This window comes from Spirosoma gilvum, from assembly GCF_054776815.1.
In genome coordinates this window covers 26388-50086 of the sequence record NZ_BAAHBH010000013.1, presented here as the reverse complement: position 1 = coordinate 50086, position 23699 = coordinate 26388, and the positions used below count along the sequence as shown (strand labels likewise).

At 46.3% G+C, this 23699-nt stretch carries 20 protein-coding genes; 13 read left to right on the top strand and 7 right to left on the bottom strand.

Features of this window, described 5'->3' with window-relative positions; all coding sequences use genetic code 11:
• Window positions 1-207: 207 nt before the first annotated feature.
• Complete coding sequence (locus ACYVFD_RS28715; RefSeq protein ID WP_461093965.1) at window positions 208-1452, top strand: pepsin/retropepsin-like aspartic protease family protein; 1245 nt, start codon at window positions 208-210, stop codon at window positions 1450-1452.
• 52 nt (window positions 1453-1504) lie between these two features.
• Window positions 1505-2302 (top strand): hypothetical protein, encoded by a 798-nt coding sequence (locus ACYVFD_RS28710; protein ID WP_461093964.1) that lies wholly within the window; start codon window positions 1505-1507, stop codon window positions 2300-2302.
• A gap of 246 nt (window positions 2303-2548) precedes the next feature.
• Here the strand turns inward: ACYVFD_RS28710 and ACYVFD_RS28705 are convergent, their stop codons facing one another.
• From ACYVFD_RS28705 to ACYVFD_RS28695, 3 genes are all read right to left on the bottom strand, one after another.
• Complete coding sequence (locus ACYVFD_RS28705) at window positions 2549-2875, bottom strand: hypothetical protein (RefSeq protein WP_338877436.1); 327 nt, start codon at window positions 2873-2875, stop codon at window positions 2549-2551.
• Between the two features lie 20 nt (window positions 2876-2895).
• Window positions 2896-3588, bottom strand: a complete 693-nt coding sequence (locus ACYVFD_RS28700; RefSeq protein ID WP_338877435.1) for an AAA family ATPase — start codon at window positions 3586-3588, stop codon at window positions 2896-2898.
• 1116 nt (window positions 3589-4704) lie between these two features.
• Window positions 4705-5868 carry a RepB family plasmid replication initiator protein gene (locus ACYVFD_RS28695; RefSeq protein WP_461093963.1) on the bottom strand — a complete coding sequence of 388 codons (1164 nt, stop codon included), beginning with the start codon at window positions 5866-5868 and terminating at the stop codon, window positions 4705-4707.
• A gap of 815 nt (window positions 5869-6683) precedes the next feature.
• Here ACYVFD_RS28695 and ACYVFD_RS28690 point away from each other — a divergent pair.
• The 3 genes from ACYVFD_RS28690 to ACYVFD_RS28680 all read left to right on the top strand — a co-directional run bounded on the left by ACYVFD_RS28690 (window position 6684) and on the right by ACYVFD_RS28680 (window position 9830).
• On the top strand, window positions 6684-7505 hold the full coding sequence (locus ACYVFD_RS28690) for a hypothetical protein (protein WP_461093962.1): 822 nt from the start codon (window positions 6684-6686) through the stop codon (window positions 7503-7505).
• Between the two features lie 857 nt (window positions 7506-8362).
• Window positions 8363-9565 carry an aminotransferase class I/II-fold pyridoxal phosphate-dependent enzyme gene (locus ACYVFD_RS28685; RefSeq protein ID WP_461093961.1) on the top strand — a complete coding sequence of 401 codons (1203 nt, stop codon included), beginning with the start codon at window positions 8363-8365 and terminating at the stop codon, window positions 9563-9565.
• Between the two features lie 10 nt (window positions 9566-9575).
• Window positions 9576-9830, top strand: a complete 255-nt coding sequence (locus tag ACYVFD_RS28680) for a hypothetical protein (protein WP_461093960.1) — start codon at window positions 9576-9578, stop codon at window positions 9828-9830.
• 208 nt (window positions 9831-10038) lie between these two features.
• On the opposite strand, the gene ACYVFD_RS28675 is transcribed toward ACYVFD_RS28680, so the two are convergent.
• A complete protein-coding gene (locus ACYVFD_RS28675) occupies window positions 10039-13122 on the bottom strand; it encodes a Tn3 family transposase (RefSeq protein WP_461093959.1) in 3084 nt (1027 codons plus the stop codon).
• Window positions 13123-13248: 126 nt separating this feature from the next.
• Here ACYVFD_RS28675 and ACYVFD_RS28670 point away from each other — a divergent pair, with 126 nt between their 5' ends.
• From ACYVFD_RS28670 to ACYVFD_RS28650, 5 genes are all read left to right on the top strand, one after another.
• A complete protein-coding gene (locus tag ACYVFD_RS28670; protein WP_461093958.1) occupies window positions 13249-13869 on the top strand; it encodes a recombinase family protein in 621 nt (206 codons plus the stop codon).
• Window positions 13870-13940: 71 nt separating this feature from the next.
• Complete coding sequence (locus ACYVFD_RS28665) at window positions 13941-14585, top strand: hypothetical protein (RefSeq protein ID WP_461093957.1); 645 nt, start codon at window positions 13941-13943, stop codon at window positions 14583-14585.
• A gap of 993 nt (window positions 14586-15578) precedes the next feature.
• The gene (locus ACYVFD_RS28660; RefSeq protein ID WP_461093956.1) at window positions 15579-15932 is read left to right on the top strand and encodes a BfmA/BtgA family mobilization protein; all 354 of its coding nucleotides are present in this window, start codon (window positions 15579-15581) and stop codon (window positions 15930-15932) included.
• A gap of 2 nt (window positions 15933-15934) precedes the next feature.
• Window positions 15935-16768: a DUF5712 family protein gene (locus ACYVFD_RS28655; RefSeq protein ID WP_461093955.1), complete on the top strand. Its 834-nt coding sequence runs from the start codon at window positions 15935-15937 to the stop codon at window positions 16766-16768.
• 22 nt (window positions 16769-16790) lie between these two features.
• On the top strand, window positions 16791-18545 hold the full coding sequence (locus ACYVFD_RS28650; RefSeq protein ID WP_461093954.1) for a type IV secretory system conjugative DNA transfer family protein: 1755 nt from the start codon (window positions 16791-16793) through the stop codon (window positions 18543-18545).
• Window positions 18546-18654: 109 nt separating this feature from the next.
• Here ACYVFD_RS28650 and ACYVFD_RS28645 read toward each other — a convergent pair whose 3' ends face one another.
• Window positions 18655-19206: a cupin domain-containing protein gene (locus ACYVFD_RS28645; protein WP_461093953.1), complete on the bottom strand. Its 552-nt coding sequence runs from the start codon at window positions 19204-19206 to the stop codon at window positions 18655-18657.
• 81 nt (window positions 19207-19287) lie between these two features.
• Between ACYVFD_RS28645 and ACYVFD_RS28640 the strand changes: the two genes are divergently transcribed.
• The 3 genes from ACYVFD_RS28640 to ACYVFD_RS28630 all read left to right on the top strand — a co-directional run bounded on the left by ACYVFD_RS28640 (window position 19288) and on the right by ACYVFD_RS28630 (window position 22040).
• Complete coding sequence (locus tag ACYVFD_RS28640; protein ID WP_461093952.1) at window positions 19288-19902, top strand: TetR/AcrR family transcriptional regulator; 615 nt, start codon at window positions 19288-19290, stop codon at window positions 19900-19902.
• Window positions 19903-20246: 344 nt separating this feature from the next.
• Window positions 20247-21488 (top strand): GAF domain-containing sensor histidine kinase, encoded by a 1242-nt coding sequence (locus ACYVFD_RS28635; RefSeq protein WP_461093951.1) that lies wholly within the window; start codon window positions 20247-20249, stop codon window positions 21486-21488.
• Window positions 21489-21620: 132 nt separating this feature from the next.
• Complete coding sequence (locus ACYVFD_RS28630; protein WP_461093950.1) at window positions 21621-22040, top strand: hypothetical protein; 420 nt, start codon at window positions 21621-21623, stop codon at window positions 22038-22040.
• A 92-nt stretch (window positions 22041-22132) separates the two neighbouring features.
• Here the strand turns inward: ACYVFD_RS28630 and ACYVFD_RS28625 are convergent, their stop codons facing one another.
• The gene (locus tag ACYVFD_RS28625) at window positions 22133-22930 is read right to left on the bottom strand and encodes a hypothetical protein (protein WP_461093949.1); all 798 of its coding nucleotides are present in this window, start codon (window positions 22928-22930) and stop codon (window positions 22133-22135) included.
• A 292-nt stretch (window positions 22931-23222) separates the two neighbouring features.
• Window positions 23223-23585 (bottom strand): YdeI/OmpD-associated family protein, encoded by a 363-nt coding sequence (locus tag ACYVFD_RS28620; RefSeq protein ID WP_461093948.1) that lies wholly within the window; start codon window positions 23583-23585, stop codon window positions 23223-23225.
• Between the last annotated feature and the right edge of the window lie 114 nt (window positions 23586-23699).

Sequence of the window (23699 nt, the reverse complement as noted above, 5' to 3'; positions counted from 1 at the left end):
GACAGAAATACGGTCAGCTGCGACAAACGGTAATCGTACCGAAACGAACACGGTCTGTCAGTAAATCCAGGCTGTGTGACGAACGGGTGTTGGGCCATCCGATCAACTCGTTCATCTTTACCAGCACCAACCTATCTGAAACAAGCCGGCTGGTCAGTTCTACTGGGTAGTCGGCTTGGCTTATCGTCACTTAACATCTTGTTACGTATGAATGCCTGCTACTTGACGATGCTGTTGGGCGTTTGGACTTATGTCACCACGAGCCCTGGGCAGGATGACCGGTACGGATTTTACTTTACCCATCACCGCACAAAAGTACAGATCCCGTTTGTGTTTCGGGCCAATTTAATCATTGTACCCGTCCGTCTGAATAGTCGAACCACCGTCAATTTTATGGTCGATACGGGCGTCAGCTATACAATCATCACCGATGCGACAGTTGTTCCCCGGACAACCGATCAACTGAGCCGAACCATTCAGTTGACCGGCGTGGGGCAAGGAGATACCCAACTGGCCTCAATCGTTACTGGAAACACCCTTCAGCTCGGAGCGCTTCGGGTAGACCATCATCCATTGGTTGTTCTGCACGACGACGTTCTGCATTTATCCGAATATGCGGGTATGCCCATTCACGGTATTATTGGCTATGAGCTGTTTGCCAATCTGGTAGTCACCCTTGACTTCCAACAACAGCTGATGACGCTCATGCTGCCCGAACACTACCACTACCGACCCCGTAAAGGCGAACGATATCCGATTGCGATTCAGGATCGAAAAGCCTATACCAATGCACTGTCGATTTCGGTAGCTGGCGACACGCTCCCCCTTCGGCTGGTGCTGGATACGGGGGCCGGTCAGGCGCTCTTGCTGGACCGGTTTGCCGGCTCCTCCCTGCCAATACCCAACCCAATCATTCCGGTTCCGCTGGGACGCGGGCTGAGTGGTCTGATGCATGGACAGCTCGGACGGCTCCCCGCCGTCCAGTTCGGTCGGTTCAGTTTACGCAATGTGCTGGTTTGCTATCCCGACAGTACAGAATTTCGGCGTAAACTAGCCCATATGCCTTCCCGGCAGGGCAATATCGGCTGTGAGCTCCTTCGTCGCTTCCGGGTAACGTTTCATTATTCGGAAGGCTACATGGTGCTTAAACCGGTGAGATACCTGATGCGGGTTCCCTTCGAACATGATATGAGCGGAATTGAATTTCGGGCCGACAGCAGCCGGCCTGGCCGGTACGTTATTGGATACCTAGTGGCCGACTCGCCTGCCGAACAGGCTAAGTTACAGGTAGGCGATGAGCTACAGGTAATCAATAACATCCCTGCCAGCCAGTTAAGCTTAGGGGCGATCAACGAGCTACTTCAGAGCGGAGCGGGCCGCCCCATATCCGTCATAGTCCGTCGACAAGGTCAGCTTATCCCCTATCGCTTTACCCTCAAACGGCTTATTTGAATCACCACCCTTATTCAAGGTATTTCCCAACCCGACTAAACCCAACCAATCGATGCTGAAAGCCCTATTTCCAATCGGCCGGATCTTACTGGCCCTAGCCCTGGTACTTCTGGGATTGATCCACCTCATCGGAGGTAATTTCCCCGTGGCGTTGCTGCCGATTCCTACCCAGGCTCCCCAGCGGGACTGGCTAGTCCTGCTGATGGGTAGCAGCCTGCTACTGGCCGGACTGGGCATCGGTTTTAACTGGAAAGCGGCTCCAATAGCCTGCGGCCTGGGGATACTCTTTGGGGGTCTTGCCCTGGTACTCCATGTACCGCCTTTGGTACGCGATCCGTTTAACGGAAATGCCTGGACCGTGTTGGGCGAATTACTGGCGTTTAGCGGAGGAATGTTTTATGTAGCCGGTTGCCGGTTGCCAACGGCAAATACCTATCGCCTGCCCTGGCAAACGTACGGGCGCTACCTGCTGGCGGCCGCTCTACTCATGTTTGCCATTCTTCATGGTCAGTATGCTGATTACATTGCAACGCTGATCCCAGCCTGGATTCCTGCCACCTTATTCTGGGCCTATTTTGTCGGCGTAGCGTTTGGGGCATCCGCCTTAAGTTTCACACTAAATCGGCAGATCTCCCTGTCAGCCGGATTGTTAGGGCTGATGTTTTTCGGATGGGTACTTGTGTTACATGTCCCCCGGGTCGCCACCAAACCCCATTCGGAGCCGGAATGGACCAGCTTAAGCGTTGCCCTGATGATGAGTGGCATTTGTTGGCTACTTACGGGTAGTAGACAACAATCTTCTTCACCAGTCGATACCCTACCAACATCGGTAGGGCATACTTTCTACTAATTACCGTTAGTTCATCTGAAGCAGGTAAGCGAAAACTAAAAACGCCCGGGTCAATATTGACCGGGCGTTATGTATACCTACCCTATTTAGTTATAGAAAAGATGAGTGACGTTACTTGCTTGTTATTTAAAGGAATTATTAAAAGTAATTGAAAAGTATATATCTGATAACCAACGTAATAAATATATAATTTAGTGCTAAAATTAACGCTAATTTTGATAGTTAAATTGATACTAAATTCAATAGCTAAATTAGCGTTAACCCATGCTTTTTCTGTTCGCGCTGAATCTTTTCCCGGACCGCTTCAATCACCCAGTCATGCAAAGAGATAGTAATTTTACGACCTCGTCGTGCGGGCCGTTTATCCCTTAACACTTTAATGGCATTGATTTCTTGATCCATAAGATTCAGTTTTAGGCCTTTCATACCCTCGGATTGAGAAACCTTCTCTCCACCCCTTTCCTCTGTTGGCTTGCCGCCTTTGTTAATAAATTCTTGAATCTTCTTTTCAGGTACAACCTTCTTTGATCTAGCGATCTTTGGCGGATCGTCCGGCAGTCTTGAAATAGCCATATTGTAATAGATTTAGTAGTTTATTTCGTACTTTTTTCAACATTAAAATCAGTACTAATTTTAATGTTGATTTTATCCATTATTGTCTTGAATAACAGGTTAATCTCGCCTACGGCTTTCTCATCGACCGGGCTTCCTTCAATTACTCCTAGCCCACTCGATGCCGTGTTGGCAAAACTTTTTCGGCTGCCAATAGTCGTGTTGATAAATTCAAGTTCATGACTATCACTTAGCAGCTCCGCCGAATCTTTGTTATCCGACCCTTTCGGGTCTGCCCTGTTTAAGATCGAAAATGCGTGAAGCTCGTCAGGCTTAATAGCTCGTACTTCCTTTACCAAATTTTCTACATCGGCGACCGTCCACAAGTCGAACGAGCGTGGGTTGAATGGAACCAGGTATACGTCGGACACAAACAAAGCTGCCCGTTGGCTTGTCGTGTCCCGGCCTCCAGTATCGATGATAACGTGATCGTATTTGGACTTAAACTTGGTAACCTGTTGTCGAACGGCATCACCGGTCAGAATCGCGGCCGTATAGCCACTATTGCCTTGTGTGTGATGTTCACGCCACTTGGTGAACTTTGTGGCCGTTTCCTGCTCGTCAGCATCGACTAGTAGCACATCAAATCCTTTTTTGGAAAGCCAGACCGTCAGGTTTGTTGCCAACGTACTTTTACCAGAACCTCCTTTAATACCTCCTATAGTAAAGACCATTTTCGATATAGATTTTAGTATTAATATACGCGTCAAATTTAACATAAATAACAGTATTAGATTCTATATGGAAAAATAGGTTATAAAAAGTACTAAGATTAGTATTAAAAAATAAAGCTAGAATATTGATAATAAATGATTTATATAGATAATAATTAATTCTGCTAGTAAAGAGATTACTAATAAAATAGTTACTGATACGCTGTATGTGAGGTTAAAAATAACTACCCTATAAGCTCATCTTAAAGATACTATGGTTAGTTATGCTGAAAAATGCGACACAGACTGCCCCAAGCGTTCGACACGTGGTCATCCAAGGGTTTGTGTTACCAGAAATTGTCTTAAGGTTCAAAACGTCACATCTTACTCAACCACATTAGATAACGTTTTTTGACTCGAATAAAAAGAAAGTCGATCCACTAATCTAGGCTAGCTTAGCGGATAATCAGTAGTTGAGCGCTTAGAAAATCCAACTGAAGTGGTTTACGGTCGGCTGCGGCCTTATGAAAGTTAAATACACTCCTTTGGCTCCGATTGGTAGTTGGGTACGTTTGCAGAATCGTACATAATTCCTTATAGGCTGATAATAGGCCTTCTTCTTCCAACGGGGCAGATTTACACGCTAAGCAACGTGTTTTATAGTTAATAAAGAGCCAATCGTTGACAATCAGTTTGTTATCAAAAAGGGTGTCCAAAAAGCAGTCACAAAAACGTTCAATCTGAAGGGGTAATTTAGACTATCAAAAAGGATTTCCTTCTTGATAGTCTATTTATAAGTAACTGATAAACAGGACTCAACTAATGCATTAGTTCACTAACGTGTAGAATTGCCCCGTTGGAAGAAGAACCCCTAATAGCACTACCAAATTTCATAAAACCCGTTAACTAAGGGGTAAGTATGAAATTTGATTACGCTAACGGCATTGTGAAGCGTTCTTTAAGGCAAACAGAATGGCAGATCAAGCCTGCCTGTTCTGTTTCAATCAACCGACCGTTTGACTGAAAAGTCTCTGACGGTCTGTAAATCCTCTATCCTTGCAAAATAGTAGCCAGGTGAGGATTTGTGTACGATTCTGCAATGCGACCCGTAGTTGCAACACCTAGCCAATCTTCTTTTTAGAAATTTAATTTGAGTGCAGGATCTCCTGTTTTGTTTGGAAAGAGAATGGAGGCAATATAGCGGGTAGGGGTCGTCTTTATTTTCAGTAGACCATTTACGATTTTGTAGTCTAACTCGATAAACTTATCAAGCTTTGTTTCTTCACTCAGAATGGCCTTTTGCTGCCCTGAAGAGAAAGTGTACCGTTTGGCGAGAATGGCCTGTACATTTGCTTGGCGTAGCGGCAGATCTAGCGTAAGTATACTTTCCCGTAAATCGGCATCAATCTCCTGACGAAGCTGTTTTTGATGGTGTTGATTGACTTTGTCTTGCTTCAGACAGATTGAAAAATGCAATGTGTCAACCGCTCGGCCCACTCGCACTTCCTTGCATTCAACGTATATATCCGTTCGTTGATTAATTTCGTCAATACAGGGTGCCAGTACTTTCTGTTTAAAATTTGAGTACCGTTCATAGCTGGTTGCTTCCAATATCTCTTTGAGATCATTGACTCTAATCCGCCACTGGTGAAGATCTAAGAAACGACAGAGCCGTACGTATAAAATCTGTGAATAATCGCGACCAAGCGACATAGCAGATTCGCGTTTAAACTTAGTATAACCTTTACCAAGGGTACACATTGCAGGAACGATGAGTCGATCAACATGAACTTCTAAACGTCCATTCTCATAAAATACCCGGGGAAAGATGGCTAGTGCACCAACTTTACGTTTGGTAGGGTCAACAATATCCATGTGATCAACGGTTATTATCGACTTTTCAATTAACTGCTGAGCAATAGCTTCAAAGTTAGAGTAGGTTAATTTATTGGTTAATATTCCTCTTTGCTTCGATTTGCGCTTGACGGCTGAGTCTTCATCAACTGAGACTGATTCTGGCTTAGTCAAATAAAGATCTCGGACAGGAATTGAGAAAACAAGATTCTCGGCTGGGATAGGTAAGGGTTCATCTCGATTGGCAGTTTGCAGCTCACCCATTTTTGCCAGGATATACCAGTAAACCCGGCGATCAATAACCGACAGCTTGTGCTTGTTTTTAGCTAACAACAAATCAAGTGGCTCCTGAACCACTGAAGCAAGTTTAAGAAAGTGTGTGGATTCAATCTCAAACAGCTTAATCTGAGCCCCAGGTTTAGTTGATGTAGACATTTCCCGTTTCATAGTGTCAAGGTTCTAGCTTCTAGCTTAAAATTAAACCATTTACTATTGGCAACCAAATAAATGACAAAGTTGCCAATAGTATGCTGTAAATCAGGCCTGTGTTGCTTTTATTTTTAAGTTTTATACCGTTAAGATATTCGGTATTCTGGTTGCCAATAGCAAATTTTTAGCGGTATATTAGTTGCCGTTGATTGCCATATGAGCGGTATTCTAGTTGCCTTTATCATTTTGTAGAGGAGTATTACAAAGCAATATGGCCATATATATCAGTTCTTTTCTGCTCGTCTACATTTATACTTGAACTAAGTGGAATAAAATACCTCAATTAGATCGTCCAAATCATATATAAACTCTGTTTATGTTATCCACAATTTGAAAATTTTGTAGCAGTATACTGGTTGCCTAAGCGGTATACTGGTTGCCTTTAATTCAGTATTCTAGTTGCCTAAGCGGTATATTGGTTGTCTGTATTCAGTGTAATAGTTGCCTGTTGTCAGTATTATAGTTGCTTATAATTCAGTATTTTGGTTGCCTGAGAAGTATATCAGTTGCCTATAACTCTTAAATTAATCTTATAAGCATTTGATAATTAATATTATACAAGTACTAATAATTTGCATACAAGTCTCGCGCGCGATCAAGTCAAAGCAAATAGAAACAAGTTGAATTTGAAACAAGGCATCTAAAGTAACTGACTTATCCACACTGTCAGGTATAACTCAAACTTGAAAAAGCAAAGTGAAAAAAGCGCTAAGGAAATATGTAAGTTTCCCTTTAAAGGAAATATATTTGCTATAAACCTTCTAGTTTACGACATGAATCAACCCGACGAGTATGCTTCCCACGCCAAGCGCAAACGCTACGAGCCCCAAACCTACGCTCGACTGCTGGCTGAGTTAACTCAGGCTATGGAAGAGGTGCCCAAACTACGACCCGACAGAGACGCTTGGGATATTGAAGGCGACTGGGCAGCCACTGGCACGATCTACTTTGTGGATGCTGTACACCAGGCCCTATTTGAGCCCCTGCACCATTTTGACTGCCGCACCATTAAGCTAGTGAATTTAGACCAACCGGCCGTGCGTCTTACCTTTTACCGCAAACACCGCTATTGGCTTTTAAAAGACAAGGACTTGCCGCTGGCCGAAAAGATAGCCCAAATCCAGACTTACATCAATGACTTGGTCGTAAAAAGCCAAGCACTGGCCCAAAAGCAGGCGGGGTTATCAGCCCCTAAGCAAACGGAGGCAAAACGAACGATTGGACTCTATGAACAGCAAATTCAACAGTGGCAAGAGGTGTTGGCCATGCCAGAGCGCTACGAAATGGCCTTGTCCAACTACGCCCGCCAGCATATGTACGTCACGGTGAACTATAAATATCGGCTTGCCTCGGGCGATTATGCTAACGCCCAGGAGCATCTGCTCAATACCCAGCGAGATCGGCTGGGCAACATTACCCAAAACCGCTATAACATCCTCTTTGTCGACCCGGTGGAGATTCTTCGGGAGCATCCCTACCAAAACCGGGAAGTAGAGGGGTATCTGGCTAATTTTTCCATTCAGTCGGAAGTAGGTAAACACACGATCTATGCCCGTCTGCGGCCTGACACGAATAGCCTGGACTTGTTTAAATAAGCTACCTTATACTATTCATATTGGAAAGTGGTCAGCGCGCTTATTACAAACGGGACGATTTCTTAGCTAGCCAGGAATGGGGGAGGGGAGAGCGGTCCCAGCTGTATCAAGGTTTCAAAGACTCGACCGAGGCACGTGAAGCACAGTTAGGCCTAACCAACCCAATAGCGCCACGAATTGCCCTTAAGAAAACACCTAAGACTGACTAGCGATGAAACAAATGAGAAGCGCGCGTTTACTAAAGAAGGGGAGAGGTCCGCAACTGTATTTTTAATTATGAAATGTTTCACGAGTTGTAGTATTCTAAGAAAGCAGTCATTTGGTAGATATAAGAAGGAATTATTCAATTAACAAAACCAACTTTTTTAATTTCTCATCGTTAAATGATAAGTCTTATATAACCGCTTATAGTATGACACACTATCTTAAGTGGCTGATCAACAATATAATAGGGCTAGACCTCTTAGCCTTTACAACTCTTCTATTAACAGACGTAGTATTAATAGTTTATATATTTTACTTAGCTATCCGCTCTACACCCTTCGGCACGGCACCTAAGATTTTTAATTTAGTATTTACTTCTTCTTTCTTCTTAACATTCTGGCTAGCGGCTTATGTTGTAACTCATAGCCTACATTATGTAGCAAGTGTTTGGTTATCAAGGAACTACAATATATACGGTCAGCTGTCATTTGTATTGATAGTTGTTGCGCCTACTGTAATTTACCTGTACGTGCTTTACGTCTCCTATCTAAAAAACGCTTATCTGAGTGCTGACGATTTAAAACGACAGTATCTAAGCCGCCAAAAGTAATGCAGGTGGTTGCAGTCATGTTACTAATACTATCCAACTTAATATGAGCCTGTTAGAAAAGTTGCGAGTGAAGAATAATGCAATTGGTGCTTATTCACAGTATGATGGCGAGTATATCTATCCCAAACTTACCGGGCCGCTTAAGAGCCGGATGAGTTTTAAAGGCCGGGAAGTGATCGTTTGGAGTTTCAACGATTATTTAGGTTTGCAGTCAGATGAGAGGGTTATTCAGGCGGAAACGGAAATCGTTAAAAAATATGGTGCTGGTTATCCTGCTGGTTCACGGTTACTGACAGGAAACTCAGATTACCACGAAGAATTAGAGCATGAGATCAGTAAATTGTTAAGTAAAGAGGTGCTGCTACTAAACTTTGGTTATCAAGGCATAATGTCGATAGTTGATAGCTTGGTTGATAGGCATGATACGATCATCTACGATCAATTTGTACATGCATCATTACTCGATGGCGTTCGGCTGCATCAGGGAGCCAAACATTCGTTTAGACATAATGATATAGAGCATTTACGCAAGCATCTGGCAAATGCTAAAGAGCATGCTTCTGAAGTGCTTGTTTTAGTGGATGGCGTATTCTCCATGCGGGGTGATGTCGCTCCAGTGGATGAAATCCTGAAGCTAAAGGAGGAGTATGAATTTACTTTACTAGTTGACGATGCTCACGGATTCCAGACATTTGGCGAATGCGGGTCGGTTGGAGAACTAATGCCAGGTGTAGATATTTACATAAGCACCTTTGCAAAAAGCCTTGCTATTATTGGTGGATTCGTAGCTGCGAATCATGAGTTCATCGAATATTTTAAATACAACTTAAGAAGTCAAACTTTTGGCCGAACCTTGCCTATAATCGATGTAGCCAGCGTACTGTTTAAACTTAAATTACTGAAAGAGGAGGGGAACGAGAGAAGAAAGAAGCTTTGGAAAAACACACAACGCTTACAGAAGGGATTACGTGATATAGGCTACGACATTGGTAATACTTGTAGTCCAATAACTCCAATCTACATAGAGTGTAGAGAGGAAATTGCAATTTCGTTTTTTAAGGAACTTCGGTACAAACACGGCATTTTCTGTAGTGTTGTTGTCTACCCTGTCGTTCCCAAAGGAACAATGATACTACGACTTATTGCCACAGCCCTTCATTCAGAAGAAGATATTAATGAGACTTTAAAAGCGTTTTCGCTTCTTCAAGAGAAGTTTGATATTAATCAGTCAATTCTACAAGCATAATATATTTATCATGGAAGGTAAAAAATTTCGATACGGAGATATTAAGAATATGATGCATCGTGTTGCTATCGAATTGGAAAAGGCTGGATATGAAAGAGAATCTGAAGCTATGGGTTACCTAACTCATATCATAGCTTCTCGAATTGAACCACCTGATATATCTACCAAGTTTGGTCTACAATATCTTTTAGAATGTTTAGAAGCTCAGGATAAATTGATCAATTATATTGACGAGACGTACATCGAGAAAGAAAGGCATCCTTAGTAACTAGGCGGAATATAAGCAATGAGAATATTCTTGTCCTCACTTTTAGCCTTTTTATTGACCATTAGCATGATTGATAATGTTATGGGCCAGGATTTTAAAGTATCCGCAGGCCTTAGAACTTCAATCGTGGACTTCAATAGGGGTAGCTAACACATTTGGGGTAAATCCGCCACGTAGTGGCCGTAATATGCTGTATTTTAATTAATTAGGTTAATTTAACTAGTTCTGGCTCGTAGGATAGAATAGCCAATAAGGACGCTTCCAACGGATCACGGCTTGAGTCTTCGTCAAAGTTAAATTCGCCTTGGAAATTGATATGTTGCCAGGCTACTGGCGATGTACGGGGCAGCATCTCCAGAATAACCGCTCGCTCGGCTTTCGTGGCAGTGACCAATAAACGGCTCAGATACAAGTAATTCCAGCAGATTACTGCGTTCTCGATCAGCCGTTTACAGCCCTGCATTGTCAGCAACTCTTCCTGATTGGCATATTGCAAAACGCCGTTGTTGCCATAACTTACGGCCCGGCTTAGCGCATGAGCACTTTCAATCTTCTCCTGTTGCTGATGAGTACGATGGCGCATTTGTTCATCATTCATATAGCGTAGCAAAAATTCGGTTCTAATCACCTTGCCCAACTCTTTCAATGCCAGATACAAGGGATTCTGCAAGGCATACGAGTTGAGCCGCTTCATCACCAGCGAGGCTAGGGTATACTTGAGTTTGATGCTGACTACCAAGCGCAGTATACGATCCCATTGCCTGGCTACGACGGCTTCATCCATCTCCTCGCCAATGGCCAGTTGATAATCCGTCGAATGGCTCATGGTTACGCCTGTCATGCCGTGCAACTTCAGCCGGTGCAGATCGGTTAGGCGAGGCTGAAAGTCAATCCCCAGCAGGTAGGACACACTGAATACGGGATCAGTGGCTCCATGAGAATCGGTCGAGTGAATCTGGGAGCGTACCACGTTGTTATGCATTAGCCCGTCGATGACATACCAGGCTTCGCGGTCAGAAGCCGAAAAGGCCGTCGAATAGAACAGATCATGAATCGCGTTGATGAAACTGTAAATAGTGATGCCTTTTTCCTTGCCGAAATATTTAGCGGAATAGGTACTATGGATCGAATCAAAACCCACGGCGAACTTCTGCCCATCACTGGAGGTATGCCGCACTTGCGGATTGTGATTAAAGAAGACGCCCACATTCATTTGTTCAATCAACGCACTGATCCGATCATTAGCCCGCAGCAGGTTAGCCGAGCTGAAGTAGTTACGCACGGTTGTTTCTAAGGTAGCGGCCGACAAGTTTTTGGCTGTTTTAGCCACTCGTTGTGTCGTCAGATTACAGCCCAACCCGATGATACCGGCCAGAAACAGATTGGCAACGGGCCGTTCGCGCTGGTGATCCAGACGGGCCGCTTCAAACGTATTCGAGAACTGACAGACCCGATTGACCGTTTCCAGTACTTCGTAGAGCGGAATGACCCGATCCTGAGGAAACAAATCTACTGGTGCTTTCTCATCTGACTCATCCAGCACGGGTGTTTTAAAGCGCAGGGTGTTGTCTTTGCGTTTTTCAACCCACAGATTTTCGCCTGAATCGATGCGGGCCATGGTGTCCCCAAATTGAGCTCGTAGCCGACTTCGTAACTCATCGGCAACCGTTTCCCAGCATTCCAGATGACGCATACCGGCCCGTTCCAGTAAGGTCTGTTTGGTGGTTTGCCAAGTCTGTTCGTCGATCAGATAATCGTCTACCGACTTGTACTGATGGGACGTAGGCAGATAGACACTACCGGCCTTTAGACCCCGGGCGATATGTCGAGCCAGCAGAGCTTTGTACAGGCTTACGCGCAGTTTCCCATCAGCATCTCGAATGTTTGCTCGTTCAGAGGGCTTTAGAAAGTCGGTCGGCACGCTACCCGTCAGTAGACCGTCTTTCTGCTGGAAGAATCGAATCGCTTTGGCCAGTTCTTCGCCAACCGGTTCGGTGCTGAACTCCAGGTGTCGAATCAGGTCGGCTACTCGGTTCTGCAACTTCTGGGATCCTAAAGCGATCTCGTCGTAGTAATCACCATCCTTAAGGTGTCGGCTGGTTTGGGCGTACAAGTCGCGTACCAGGGGCAACTTAGCCAGAAAAGCAGCCGTCTCGGGGCTGCGCAACGTAGTCAGTAATGCCTTGAACTTCTCCTCTAAGGGCTTGGAGAAGTCATAGCTCACGGCCTGCATCAGGTCCAACCGCCCGGCCTGACTGATGTACTCTTGGAGAATATCGGTTAGCTGGCTCAGGTTATGCTCATACCGTTCCTGCCGATCCACTTTGTAGCGTTTTTCGCATTGATTGACACTATTTTCGGTGGCCATGACCAGGGTTTTGGCCAGCGTGTCGTTGAGATAAAAGTATTGATACTGGATAAAACACAACAGGTGCAGCTCCTGTCCCACCCACCGCTTGACCTGCCAGCTTCGGCTTCGCATAACCTCTAAGGCGTAGTCTTCGACCACGGCCTCATGTAAGGCTAATGCCTCCAGAATCGGTCGGTACTGGTGATAAAGCGTCTTCAGCCTACGGAAGTGGCCCACATTTTCACGAATGGCTTTGAGGCTCATCAGCTCCTGGGTATTCCGGAGTTGGGTCAATTGCATCGGTGCCGTCGTATGCAAGGGAGTTTTGTCGTCGGCCGTTTGCTCCAACAATGAGTGGAGGGCCGCCCGTTGCGCTTCATCCAGTTGCGTATGGAGTACCTGGCGCAGATGGGCATCGAAGGCTCGAATGGCCCGGTTGATGATATCGACAAAGGCGGAATAAGCCGGTATCTCCATGCGGTGGCTTCTCAGAAAGTCACACAAGCTACCGAATACCTGAGGTGGCCGCAGCCCCTGGGTAACGAGTTCATTGGCTTCCTGCTGACATCGCTCCCGGACTGCCTGGGTAAAGGGTATGACTCCCAGCACCGTTAGGATCAGGCTCCGGTGGCGCCGGGCCGTTGAGTCAGCATAACTCTGAGTGGGTGGTGTCGTTCCTTTGCGAGCCACTCGTCGGGCAGCAAACTCCCAATCTTTTTCCACAAAAGTAGTTGGCGAGAAGAACCGGCTGGTTGCCCGGAAATAGCCCAGCTGTAGCAGAAAACCTGCTTGGTTAGCCAGCGTATCCAAGCCAGCCAGTAGCGGCTTGATCTCATCGGTAATCTGAAAAAAGAACCGACGTTGGGTATAGGTAAAGGTAGGTGGTGTCTCGAACTCACGTTGATGGCCTTTTTCTAAAATGGGCCGAAGAGTAGGCATTGGGTGGGGTGATAACGAGCGTTTTCAGGAGCGAAATGCAATGCCGTTAAGGTACGTGTAAAAGCATAAAAATCAGCTACTTTTACCCACTCAAAGACCCTTAATGGCGAACCCCCTTTTGTACCTATGATTTACGGCTATGTACGTGTCTCGACGGCCGAGCAAACGGCCGATTCTCAAAAGAGTTTGATTGCTCGGTATGTGGTCGATCGGCGATGGACAGTTGATGAATGGATGGAGGTTGAGATGTCCTCCCGTAAGTCGACGGAACAACGGCGGCTGACGGAGTTAGTCGCTAAAGTTAGCTCCCAGGATACGGTGATCGTCTCTGAACTGTCTCGATTGGGGCGTTCCATCCGGGAAGTGCTGGGACTGATCGAAGAGTTGATCGGTCGTAAACAGTGTCGGTTGATCTTAGTCAAGCAGGGCCTGGACATCGACCCAAAAAATCAGCACGAGATGACCAACAAAATCTTGCTGACGGTCTTCTCGATGATGGCCGAATTAGAGCGGGACTTTGTTTCCGAGCGGACTAAGGAAGGCTTACGCTCTCGTAAAGAGCAGGGGGTGATTCTGGGAAAACCCAAAGGGGTGATCCAAAAGTCAATTTATGACAAAGACCGAGAAAAAATCGTCCATCTGCACAGTCTGGGGGTACCCTTGAATACCATTATTCGGGTGCATCTACAGTATGGTCGGTACCTATCCCTGAAAGAGTACTTGGAAAAGCGTAAAAATTTGGCATAATATACTGTCTTACAGCAACTTGGCATACTTACGTGGCGGATTTACCCCAAATGTGTTAGCTACCCCTCAATATGGTTCCACAGTTCTTTCCTGTACCTGGTTCGTTAGCTAACGTGTGGGATTTTAAGCCAGGTCTTGGTTATGAGATAGGTTTGTCAAGGATGGTTTCACTGAAGACATTTGAATTAGAACCAGGAATACGGTACGCTCATAATGTCTTAAAACAACCGATCATGATCGTAAACCAAGCACTGCAACCTCTGCCAGATAGTCGCAATGTATGGACTGTGGGTAATAAAGTTATTGAAATATCCATACTTTTTAAAAAGCAGGTTTCCCCTGGCGGATGTAAATTTTATCTGATCGCCGGTCCGTTTTGTCAGTTCAGAAAAAATGAAACGCTACATAATCAACTCGGCGATTTTTCTTTTCCCTTAGAAAAAAATCGTTTTGAATACGGCTTAGATGCTGGGTTGGAAACAACTGGAATCCTTAGCTTTCGTCTAATGGGTCAGTTTTCCAGAACTGTTTTTGCTTCAACGATAGGGTCTTATCATGGGAGTACATTTTCATTTACTGCTCGGTACAACATCAGCAGTTTTATTAGACGCAAAAAGGTGAAAAAAGTCGCTCGGATGAGTTGTCTCCCTACCGATTGCGACGTGACCCGGCCCTATAAAGAGGTAAGAACTCATGAATCCAGCTCTCTTAACTAATTTCAGAATCACCGGTTAGCTTTAATCCTTCGATGCTACTGGATCGGCTTTGTGGTTACAGTCTTTTGTTTTTGGAAGTTTCAATACTATGCCCATTTATACCGAAACTTCGTTCTATGCAGTACCGAACCCACTCAAAAAGAACTGCGCTCGGCCAAATTGTTAAAAAACTTTTTTCTGTTCTTGACTTACCTTTTTTTGATATTCTTTGCTGAGGTAGTGAAGGCTTTATTTTTAGTATAATAAACTTAGTTTTCTTCTTTTTTTCGTTTCTATTTATTTAGAAAATATGGGTTTTATATTTACTTTTATTCAATATAAAAATGAATAGTTATGAGATTAGTTTTTGATTTAATACGTCGATTTTTTTTACGAAAAATTCATGACAAGAAACGTTAGTTATTTTATATGAGTGAAAGAATTTTGATCTGCCTTTCTTCTTAAATGAGTTGACTTTTCATAAATTTATTTTAGAACGTCAACAAAATACACTGTTTGACGAATATTGCTTCAACGAACGGCATACAGAACTATGTGGTATTTGTTCCAAAGCGATTGAAGACTTAGACAATCTGATTTGTGATTTAGGACTTGAGCAGGTAGAGGATGTACAAGCCTATTTGAAGGAACTGAATCGAAATATTCACATAAGAGGGAACCGCTCAAGGGGCTTTCAATATCAACTTAACAGCATCTAAGATTATGGAAGCAAACACTATTTGCAGAGTCTATCTTACTACCTTACTGGCTAGCCTGACGGTACTTTCCTCGCCTTCGCCCTGCGGGCATCGGCGAAAATAAAAAAGTGCTACTTTTTAGCAAGAGGGAACGGGGCTATGCCACCGTTCTGTCTCTTGCCCTTCGGGGTAGTAATTGATAATCAATAACTTGTAAATTATTACTTAAATTACAAGTAGTTATTTTATAGCTACTACTTATATAAATACTTGATTATCAAATTCTAAAGTAGCTATAAACTTCACTACATAGCTTATGTCTAGATATAAAACCGTCAATGCCCATGCGCATGATTTCGCCGAGTTTGAGAAGCTGGCGACGGCCCACGGGCTGAGTAACACCGCGCTGTTTTCGGCCATGGTACACTATTTCAAAGTGACCAAAGCGGACCCCCGCGACCCCAAAGCGGACAACCCAACGGACGCTATCAAAGCATTAGATAAACGGCTCATTTCGTTTATTAAAGAGCAGGAGAAAAAGACGCTGCATCCCATGAAAGAAGCGCTGTTCGAGTTAGCCTCTTCGGAGGGTGCCACACGAAAACATGAGCTCAGAATTGTGAATAATAACATCAAAAAAATTATTGCTCACCTCCGAATTGATGGCTAGGTATGCAGACGAAATTTACTTCTCCGGTGAAAGGGCATAATAAAGGAAGTTGCCTAAAATTAGCGACCTATTTAGAGAAAGAAAATGACAAAAAAATCGAAGCTGAGCGGAGCTATTTTTTCTCGATAGATCGCGACCGTTGCAACAAATGGGAAGTCGTTCAGCAGATTGATACGAATGGAAAAGGCCAGGGATTGGAGCGGAAAGATGATCGATTTTATTCGATCGTGATTAGTCCGTCTCAAGCGGAGTTAGCCCATATTGGAACTGACTCGCAAGGCCTGAAAGACTACACGCGGCAGGTGATGGAAAACTACGCGGCCAATTTTGGAAAGGGGATTGACAGTCGAGATTTGGTCTGGTACGCCAAGATCGAACACGAACGCAAACACGGCTTTGACAGCCCCGACGTGAAGGCTGGACTCGCTCAGGCAAATGAGTTGAAGCTGGGTGATCAGCGCCATATTCACATTATTGTTTCGCGCTGTGCCGCCCGTGAACATGGACATGTGTTGCAAGCCGAGCGGTTGCTGACCCACCCCGATCGGACGATGAGCCTTTCGCCGATGACCAACCAGCGAGGCATCCATGGGGGAGCGGTCAAATCGGGTTTCGACCGAGACGCGTTCTTTCGAGCCAATGAGCGCAGCTTTGACGAGCAATTTGGCTATGAGCGCGGACTCGCCGAAGGGTATGACTATTGCAATGCGATCAAGAATGGTAGTCTCCATCACTATGAGCAGTCACTGAGTCAGTCGAGAGGAATGGAAATTATGAACGAACCTACCCGACAACGGTCGATTGACCACTCCGCTGGATTAACAGCGGGCTTTTAAGCCAATCTAACGAAACATAACCATGAGACAATCCTACGAGGGGAAAGAATGGGGGAAAGCGATTGCCAAATGGGTTGTATTCACCTTGATTGCCGCCTTAGGCGGCCTGTTGATTCATTTGGTCTTGCATGCCATGTTTCACGCCATTGGCATGAGCCGATGGCCCTCCATTATTATGTTAAGCAAATGGGTCAGCTGGGGATTCGGGCTCTACTTCTTTGTTCAGCTGGCGGGCAACACGAGGATGAAGCCCAGCGTGGGCAAAGCCAGCGTGACGACCCCTACCGGCATCCGGGTGAAAAGCGGGGTGTACAATTTAGCCACCCGAGAGCGTGATATTCACACCATCAAGATTACCAAGCCGACCCACCATACGCTCATTGCCGGTTCGCCCGGTAGTGGCAAAAGCTTTAGTTTACTCGAGCCGATCCTGATGCAGGCCATGCAGCAAGGCAAAGCGGGTTTGGTTTATGACTATAAGTTTCCGGCCCTGGCTCAGCTGGTAGCAGCTACCGTACCGGATAGTACGAAGGACTATTACATCAATTTTGATGACCTTAGCTATTCGCACCGGGTCAATCCGGTTCACCCCCAGGTGATGACCGAGATGGCCTACGCGAAGCAGTTTGCTACCACCATTGTAAAAAACCTGGCCGGCAACGGGGGCGATAGCCACGCTTTTTTTACCAGTTCCGCCATTGGCTACTTCAGTCTGATCTTATGGTACCTGCGCACCGAGCAACCCCAGCTGTGCACCTTACCGCATGCCATCCTGCTGGCTTTCCAGGAAACGGAGCACGTCGTCCAGCTCTTAGAGCGGAGTGGGGACAGCGTGATCCGCACCGCCGTCAAACCTATTCGCACGGCCCTCAAATCGGCCAACCAGCTCGCGGCTATTGAAGGCACCTTGCAACAGGGGCTACAAACGCTCATTTCCGCTAAGGTGTTTTGGGTACTGTCGGGGGCTGACTTTAGTTTAGACTTGAATAATCCGGCCGACAAAAAAGTGTTGGTGCTGGGCAATACGGCCAAGCTGGATGAGGTCTACGGACCCGTGTTAGCCTTACTGGCTACGGTGGCCTTAAAAGAGATGAATCAGCCGGGTAGGGCTGAGAGTATCTTTTTGGTCGATGAGTTTCCCACCCTGTATATTCCCCGCTTTGAAACCTACCCGGCTACCTGCCGCAGCAACGGCGTCGAAGTCATCATTGGTATCCAGGATTTCGCCCAGATGGAAGATCGCTACGGGCGGACGATGAAGAATGCCATCCTGGGAACGCTGTCGAATCAGTTTTTTGGGATGCAGGCCAATCTGGAATCGGCCAAGTACGTGTCGGAGCTGTGGGGGAAAGAGGAAGTGCCAACGACCTCCACGAGTCAAGGCGAATCCAGTAACCGAATGGGTAGTCATCAAGGCAGCAACGCCAGTCAGTCGGTGAGTTTAACCCAGCGGCAGCGTATCCAGGTGCAGGACGTCTCGAATCTGAAACAGGGCGAATTTTATGGGAAGCTGTTTCAGAGTGACTACAGTACCTTCAAAGCCCAGCTGCGGGCGGTCGAGCGGCCTGGCTCACCGAGGTGGCAACCCTTCACCGACGTAACGGAAGCCAAGCTGGAAGCCAACTTTAGCCGCATCGAGCGGGAGATTGCGACGCTGATGCAGGGGTTGCCACCTAAACCCCTTGACCCACTTCCCCCGGCCCCCGTTCCTAAACCAACGTCACCGCCCCCTGGCGGCCCGAATCAACCCGATCCGAACTTAGCCGACTCGTTTTAAGCGCTTCCGATTGTCTTCGTTTGCCCAGTGAGGAGACTCCTCATTGAGCAGATCAGACGCCTATTCCGAATTGATGCATCCATCAGCTAGCCTTAAGACAAGAGCAACATTAGAGTAACGGACTAGGCGCATCCACAAAGTGCTTATATTTTCCCAAGAGCCGACCCGTCAGAAACGTCAGGGGAATCATCACTTTTTTGACCAATACGGGAAGATCGGCCATATCGTATTCAGCAGCATACCGACTCAACAGATAAGCCGCATCGAACGCTTCGGGTTGCGCCTTGCCCGATTTGTTTTGAGCCGCATAGATGGCCGATAAATAATACACGATGCTGTTGGCGGGTTGGATCCATCCCTGGCAGCGTAAGGGCGTCTGGCCAGCATTCCAGAATCGGTGGGGAACGCCCCGTTTAAACAGGACACTGTCGCCTTCCTGGGCATACTGCACTGGCTGCCCCTGCACCTGATAGGCCAGCAAGCCCGATACGACCGTTAGGGCTTCGTCCTGCTTAAAATGGGTATGCATGGGTGGCCCGGACTGGGGAGCTACCTGATTTTCAATTAGCACTTTATCACCTTCCGGGCCTTGCTCTACGGAGAGAAAGGTAAGCGTTTCTCCCAGGCAATTTTGAATCGTATGAGGATAAGAAATAGTCATGGCTTTATTGGTTTGTTTTGACAAACGTACTACATTTAGGATATTGTCCTAGAGTGAATTGTGACCAGAGAAGCAAAAATTGTGGCTAAAGCGTTAGAATTGTTCAATGAACGGGGAATTGAGTACGTTGGCCTCAGGGAGGTGGCCGCTGCGCTGGGCATCCGGGTGGGCAACTTGACTTACTACTTTCCCACCAAAGACGATTTAGTCAACCGGCTTGCCCAAGATCTATCCTCGTTAAACGAAGGCATTGGCGTCGATGAGCCACTTAGCTTATTTTCCTTTCTGGACCGGTTTCGACTCGTTTTCACGCATCACGTTCAGTATCGGTGTCTGTTGCTCAGTATTGTGCACCTGATGGAGCAGAATAAGGTCCTGTCGGACCGCTATAAGGAAACAGAAAAGAAGCGGTCATCCTCGATCGTAGCCAACCTGGTAAGCCTACAGGAGTCGGGGTATCTAGCCCCGCAAGCTGATCTTGATTTTCTGGTGTCGGTATATAGTCTAACGGCTCGTTTCTGGCTTTCAGAAGCCAGTGTATCGTATCGGCACCTGTCCCCGTCAGAACAGATCACCCACTATGTGAGCCTGCTGGCTAAAGTTGTCTTACCCTACGCGACTCAGAAAGGGAAAGAGGATATTGAGCGTTTTTGGGGCTTCATTAAACCGGCTAGACAGGATGCTAAGCTTGCTTGATAGGGGCGGCAGGGGCTTTCGTTGGCGACTGGTGTAAGGTAGGTCTAGCTTGAGAGGGGATACTGCTACTTCTTGGGATTTCCCTAATTTAAAAATACCCCATTTACAAAACCGACACATAAAAACTCTTCGTCTCTTTTTGGAGCGATTTTTGAGATTTTATCATATAGCAGACATAAAATCAGAACGATTGTTCAGAGCTAATCCAATACCAGTATTCTACGTTTCACAGTCCTATAGTCTAGGAAAAGTTGGGGTAAGTCAACGGTTGGCCAGCAGTGCCGAGCCGGTAAAAGTCAATATCCTTGGCTAACTTTTGTATCTTTGAGTAGCAAACCCTACTCATGAACAACGATACTGATAGTGAGCTGAACAAGGACGTCCAGCGCGTTAACCAAATTGCGATCGTTCCCGTCTTGCTGGATGTAATTTGTCAAACAACCGGTATGGGCTTTGCTGCCGTGGCCCGAGTGACCAACACCCGCTGGATTACTTGCAGTGTGCGAGACGACATTCAGTTTGGACTTGTTCCGGGGTCCGAGTTGAGGCTCGAAACCACTATCTGCCATGAGATTCAGGGCTCCCATCAACCGGTTGTGATCGATCATGTAGCCCAGAGTGAGGTATATTGTAACCATCATACCCCGGCTCTGTATGGCTTTCAGAGCTACATCTCCTTTCCCATCTTTCTAAAAACAGGCGAATTTTTCGGTACGCTTTGCGCCATAGATCCTAAACCGGCCCAGCTCGACAACCCCAAGATTAAAGGCCTGTTCACCGCCTTTGCGGATCTGATCTCGTTTCATTTGCAGCAGACTGACTTACTGGAGCAAAGCGATTATACGGTCAGACAGTTGAGCCGTCAGCTCACCCAAAGCGAGGATGAGAACCGACAATATCGCCACATAGCCAATCATAATCTGCAAGAACCCCTGCGCAAGCTGCGGCTGTTTACCACGATGCTGGTGGATGTTGTCCGAAGAAACGAGCTGGACCAGGCTGAAGCGATCGCCCTGAAAATTAATGCGGGAGCCGAGAAGTTCTCCAGGATGATCAAGGACTTAGCCAATTTTTCCGTCTTAGATGATACCGATGCGACTCTTCAGGAGACGAATCTCAACCAGGTTTTATCGGTCGTAACGAGTCAATTAGCCCCAGCGATGCTGGCGACAAAGGCTCGTGTGCATGTAGGTGAACTGCCCATCATTCAAGCCATACCCCAGCAGATGGAGCAGCTCTTTTGTCACCTGCTGGAGAATTCCATTAAGTTCGCCAGGAAACAAGAGCCTTTAGTCATCTCCGTCAAGGGCCAGGTGGTTGATGGCTCTTGGTTGAGCCAGCCCTTGTCGATAAGCTCTGGTTATGTTCAAATCCAAGTGATCGATAACGGCATCGGGATCCAGCAATCCCAGCTGGAAAAGCTGTTTGATATGTTCGCCAAGTTGCCCGCCGACATTGCTGGCCAAGGCGAGGGTTTTGGCTTAACTTACAGCCGAAAGGTGGTTCACAATCTACAGGGTCAAATTAAGATCGAATCGGAAGTAGATCGAGGGACAACGGTTTCGATTTTTCTACCGGTTCATTGACTAGGGTACTACCTAAACGGCCGTTTGGCAGTAGGCCCTCGAAAAGAGGGTTTGTTGAGACGGCTCATACATGAGTATTTAGCCTAAAGTCGTGCTTTAGCTAACATAAGTACAGATTATGTACCAATTTTTATGAAATCGATCTATACAATCGTACTCCTTTGGATCGGACTTACTGGCGTGTTTGGTCAATCCAGACCCTCAACCAAGATTTACTTTTACAGCCTTCCCGCAAACTCGTTGCTTACCAGCGCTAATCCCGATAAACCGATCCGAATTGGTAAGTGCACATTACTAGAGACCAACTTGGATAGCTTGGGGCTGGATCTGCTAAAAGACAAACGCGTGTATATCCATTTCGAGTCAGGGCAAACGTATTATTACCGGAGTATCATCAGCACCAGCACGGCTATAGGTGCCACCGCCATCTTAACCCCCTGTGCAGAGCAGGACTTTTGGCTGAACGTTTATTTTCTTGGCATTGGTACTTATCGTCATTACTACTTAGACAAACAGGCAGGCTTGAAACTTCTGGAGGAGAAAAGCAGGTAGCTTGGTGTAACATAAGTGCGGTGGCTCTTGCAAAAGTCGCAACTAAAAACTCATGGACCTTACTAGCTTGAAAAGCCAGCACCTTACTTACATTAGTAATAGTAGCGTGTAAGCGTATACCAGCCGGGGTAAGAGGCAGGGGTTGTCTCAGCATACTCCAGTTGACTCACTAGACGACCCTGTTGATCGTAGTGGTTGGTATATACATACTCGGTCGTCGAACCAACTCCATTCGACAAATAACGGATTTCTGTCTTTCGTAACAGGGCATTCCGACTCGTTTCTCCCAGAAACGTCAGCGTTGCTAACGGAGCAAAATGCTGGTTGTCGTAGATGAAACGAGTAACACTTTCTAAAGCCCCAGTGAAGGAAGAATAGGCCTCAAGCCGGATCCTATTACCGGCCTCAAGGGCTATTTTACGATTCGGCTGGACGTATTTGATGCTCGGATAAGACGGGTTGTAACTGTCTTGTAGGGCACTGACTAGAATGCCTTCCCGGGAGTAGCTTCTCAGCGTGTCCACATCGACAAACGAGTAGCTTGGGCGGGTATAGCTGGTTATCCGCTGGTGGGTCGAGTCAAGGGGAAACTTGGCTGAGTAGCCGTCTCGAAGCACTTGTAAGTACCCATCCTGATAGCGATAGGTGTTTGCCGGGGCCATTGAGATCATTTTTTGGCCGTTAGCCTCAAAAGACTGTTTGAGTTGCTGGCCAATTAATCGCTGGTGGCTATCATAGCTAAAGGTGGTTGAATCAATGGCATTGACCGAATAGATGACCCCATTAAACAGCACCGTATCCACGCTTGTTTGTGAGTGAGATTTGCTTAAGTAAAACGTAGCCATAGCCTCTACTCGCTGAGTAGGGGGTTGAGTTGGTAGTTGGTCCATGGAAGGCTGTTTACACCCTTCTAGAGCCAGCAGCAGCGCCATGAGTTTGCCAAGTAACCTATATTTAGTGGTGACTAGCTGAAAGATATTCATATGGGGTATACGGGCTATGTGTCAACAAAGTACGAAACTTCTGGCTAAACATCGTTTCACCAAACGCCCGAATTACAGATACTACCTCGTCTCAGTTGGAAGGGATTTTTGAGATCATGAACCTATTGACTACCCATTCAGCTTGTGTATTCAATCGGTCAGGGAAAGTGGTAACCTGCCTTAGGGCCAAAAGAAGGGGCTACCATTTGCCAGTTTCTTTGGCTAAATCAATCAACCGCTGGCCTTCTGGCCGCATCAATCCAGCATCAATTAGTTTTTGCGCACGCTTTTTGTTCATTTCCCCCCAGCTACTGTTCGGATTGCGCGGAGTAAACTTTAAATACACACTTTGCTCATCGCGTTTGGCGGCCTTACTATCCACCCAACCAAAACTCAAGGCGTGTTCAATCGCATCGTGCCAGCGAATACCCGGATGCCCACTCGTTTTCTTGTAAACAATCAGGTAAATCGATTTTTGGCGTTGGCCATATTGCTCTAACCACGCCCGCCATTGGTCAATTGAGAGGGCAAAAAAAGTGGGTATGCCGTCCTTGGTCTCCATAAGGGAATAAAGATAACCTACTTAATATGCGTTTAAAGGAGCGTTTTTAAGAGACAGTGATTTTACTAGCTGTCCAGAGGGCCCGCTCCGGCGGTGGTGCGGCATTCTGACCGG

Excerpts from the sequence above, each read along its gene's own strand:
- ACYVFD_RS28625 (WP_461093949.1), bottom strand. The coding sequence starts at position 22,930 with ATGGACCAACTACCAACTCAACCCCCTACTCAGCGAGTAGAGGCTATG.
- ACYVFD_RS28650 (WP_461093954.1), top strand. The coding sequence starts at position 16,791 with ATGAGACAATCCTACGAGGGGAAAGAATGGGGGAAAGCGATTGCCAAA.
- ACYVFD_RS28630 (WP_461093950.1), top strand. The coding sequence starts at position 21,621 with ATGAAATCGATCTATACAATCGTACTCCTTTGGATCGGACTTACTGGC.
- ACYVFD_RS28675 (WP_461093959.1), bottom strand. The coding sequence starts at position 13,122 with ATGCCTACTCTTCGGCCCATTTTAGAAAAAGGCCATCAACGTGAGTTC.
- ACYVFD_RS28705 (WP_338877436.1), bottom strand. The coding sequence starts at position 2,875 with ATGGCTATTTCAAGACTGCCGGACGATCCGCCAAAGATCGCTAGATCA.
- ACYVFD_RS28680 (WP_461093960.1), top strand. The coding sequence starts at position 9,576 with ATGGAAGGTAAAAAATTTCGATACGGAGATATTAAGAATATGATGCAT.
- ACYVFD_RS28695 (WP_461093963.1), bottom strand. The coding sequence starts at position 5,868 with ATGAAACGGGAAATGTCTACATCAACTAAACCTGGGGCTCAGATTAAG.
- ACYVFD_RS28635 (WP_461093951.1), top strand. The coding sequence starts at position 20,247 with ATGAACAACGATACTGATAGTGAGCTGAACAAGGACGTCCAGCGCGTT.
- ACYVFD_RS28670 (WP_461093958.1), top strand. The coding sequence starts at position 13,249 with ATGATTTACGGCTATGTACGTGTCTCGACGGCCGAGCAAACGGCCGAT.
- ACYVFD_RS28685 (WP_461093961.1), top strand. The coding sequence starts at position 8,363 with ATGAGCCTGTTAGAAAAGTTGCGAGTGAAGAATAATGCAATTGGTGCT.
- ACYVFD_RS28645 (WP_461093953.1), bottom strand. The coding sequence starts at position 19,206 with ATGACTATTTCTTATCCTCATACGATTCAAAATTGCCTGGGAGAAACG.
- ACYVFD_RS28700 (WP_338877435.1), bottom strand. The coding sequence starts at position 3,588 with ATGGTCTTTACTATAGGAGGTATTAAAGGAGGTTCTGGTAAAAGTACG.
- ACYVFD_RS28665 (WP_461093957.1), top strand. The coding sequence starts at position 13,941 with ATGGTTCCACAGTTCTTTCCTGTACCTGGTTCGTTAGCTAACGTGTGG.
- ACYVFD_RS28715 (WP_461093965.1), top strand. The coding sequence starts at position 208 with ATGAATGCCTGCTACTTGACGATGCTGTTGGGCGTTTGGACTTATGTC.
- ACYVFD_RS28655 (WP_461093955.1), top strand. The coding sequence starts at position 15,935 with ATGCAGACGAAATTTACTTCTCCGGTGAAAGGGCATAATAAAGGAAGT.
- ACYVFD_RS28690 (WP_461093962.1), top strand. The coding sequence starts at position 6,684 with ATGAATCAACCCGACGAGTATGCTTCCCACGCCAAGCGCAAACGCTAC.
- ACYVFD_RS28620 (WP_461093948.1), bottom strand. The coding sequence starts at position 23,585 with ATGGAGACCAAGGACGGCATACCCACTTTTTTTGCCCTCTCAATTGAC.
- ACYVFD_RS28660 (WP_461093956.1), top strand. The coding sequence starts at position 15,579 with ATGTCTAGATATAAAACCGTCAATGCCCATGCGCATGATTTCGCCGAG.
- ACYVFD_RS28710 (WP_461093964.1), top strand. The coding sequence starts at position 1,505 with ATGCTGAAAGCCCTATTTCCAATCGGCCGGATCTTACTGGCCCTAGCC.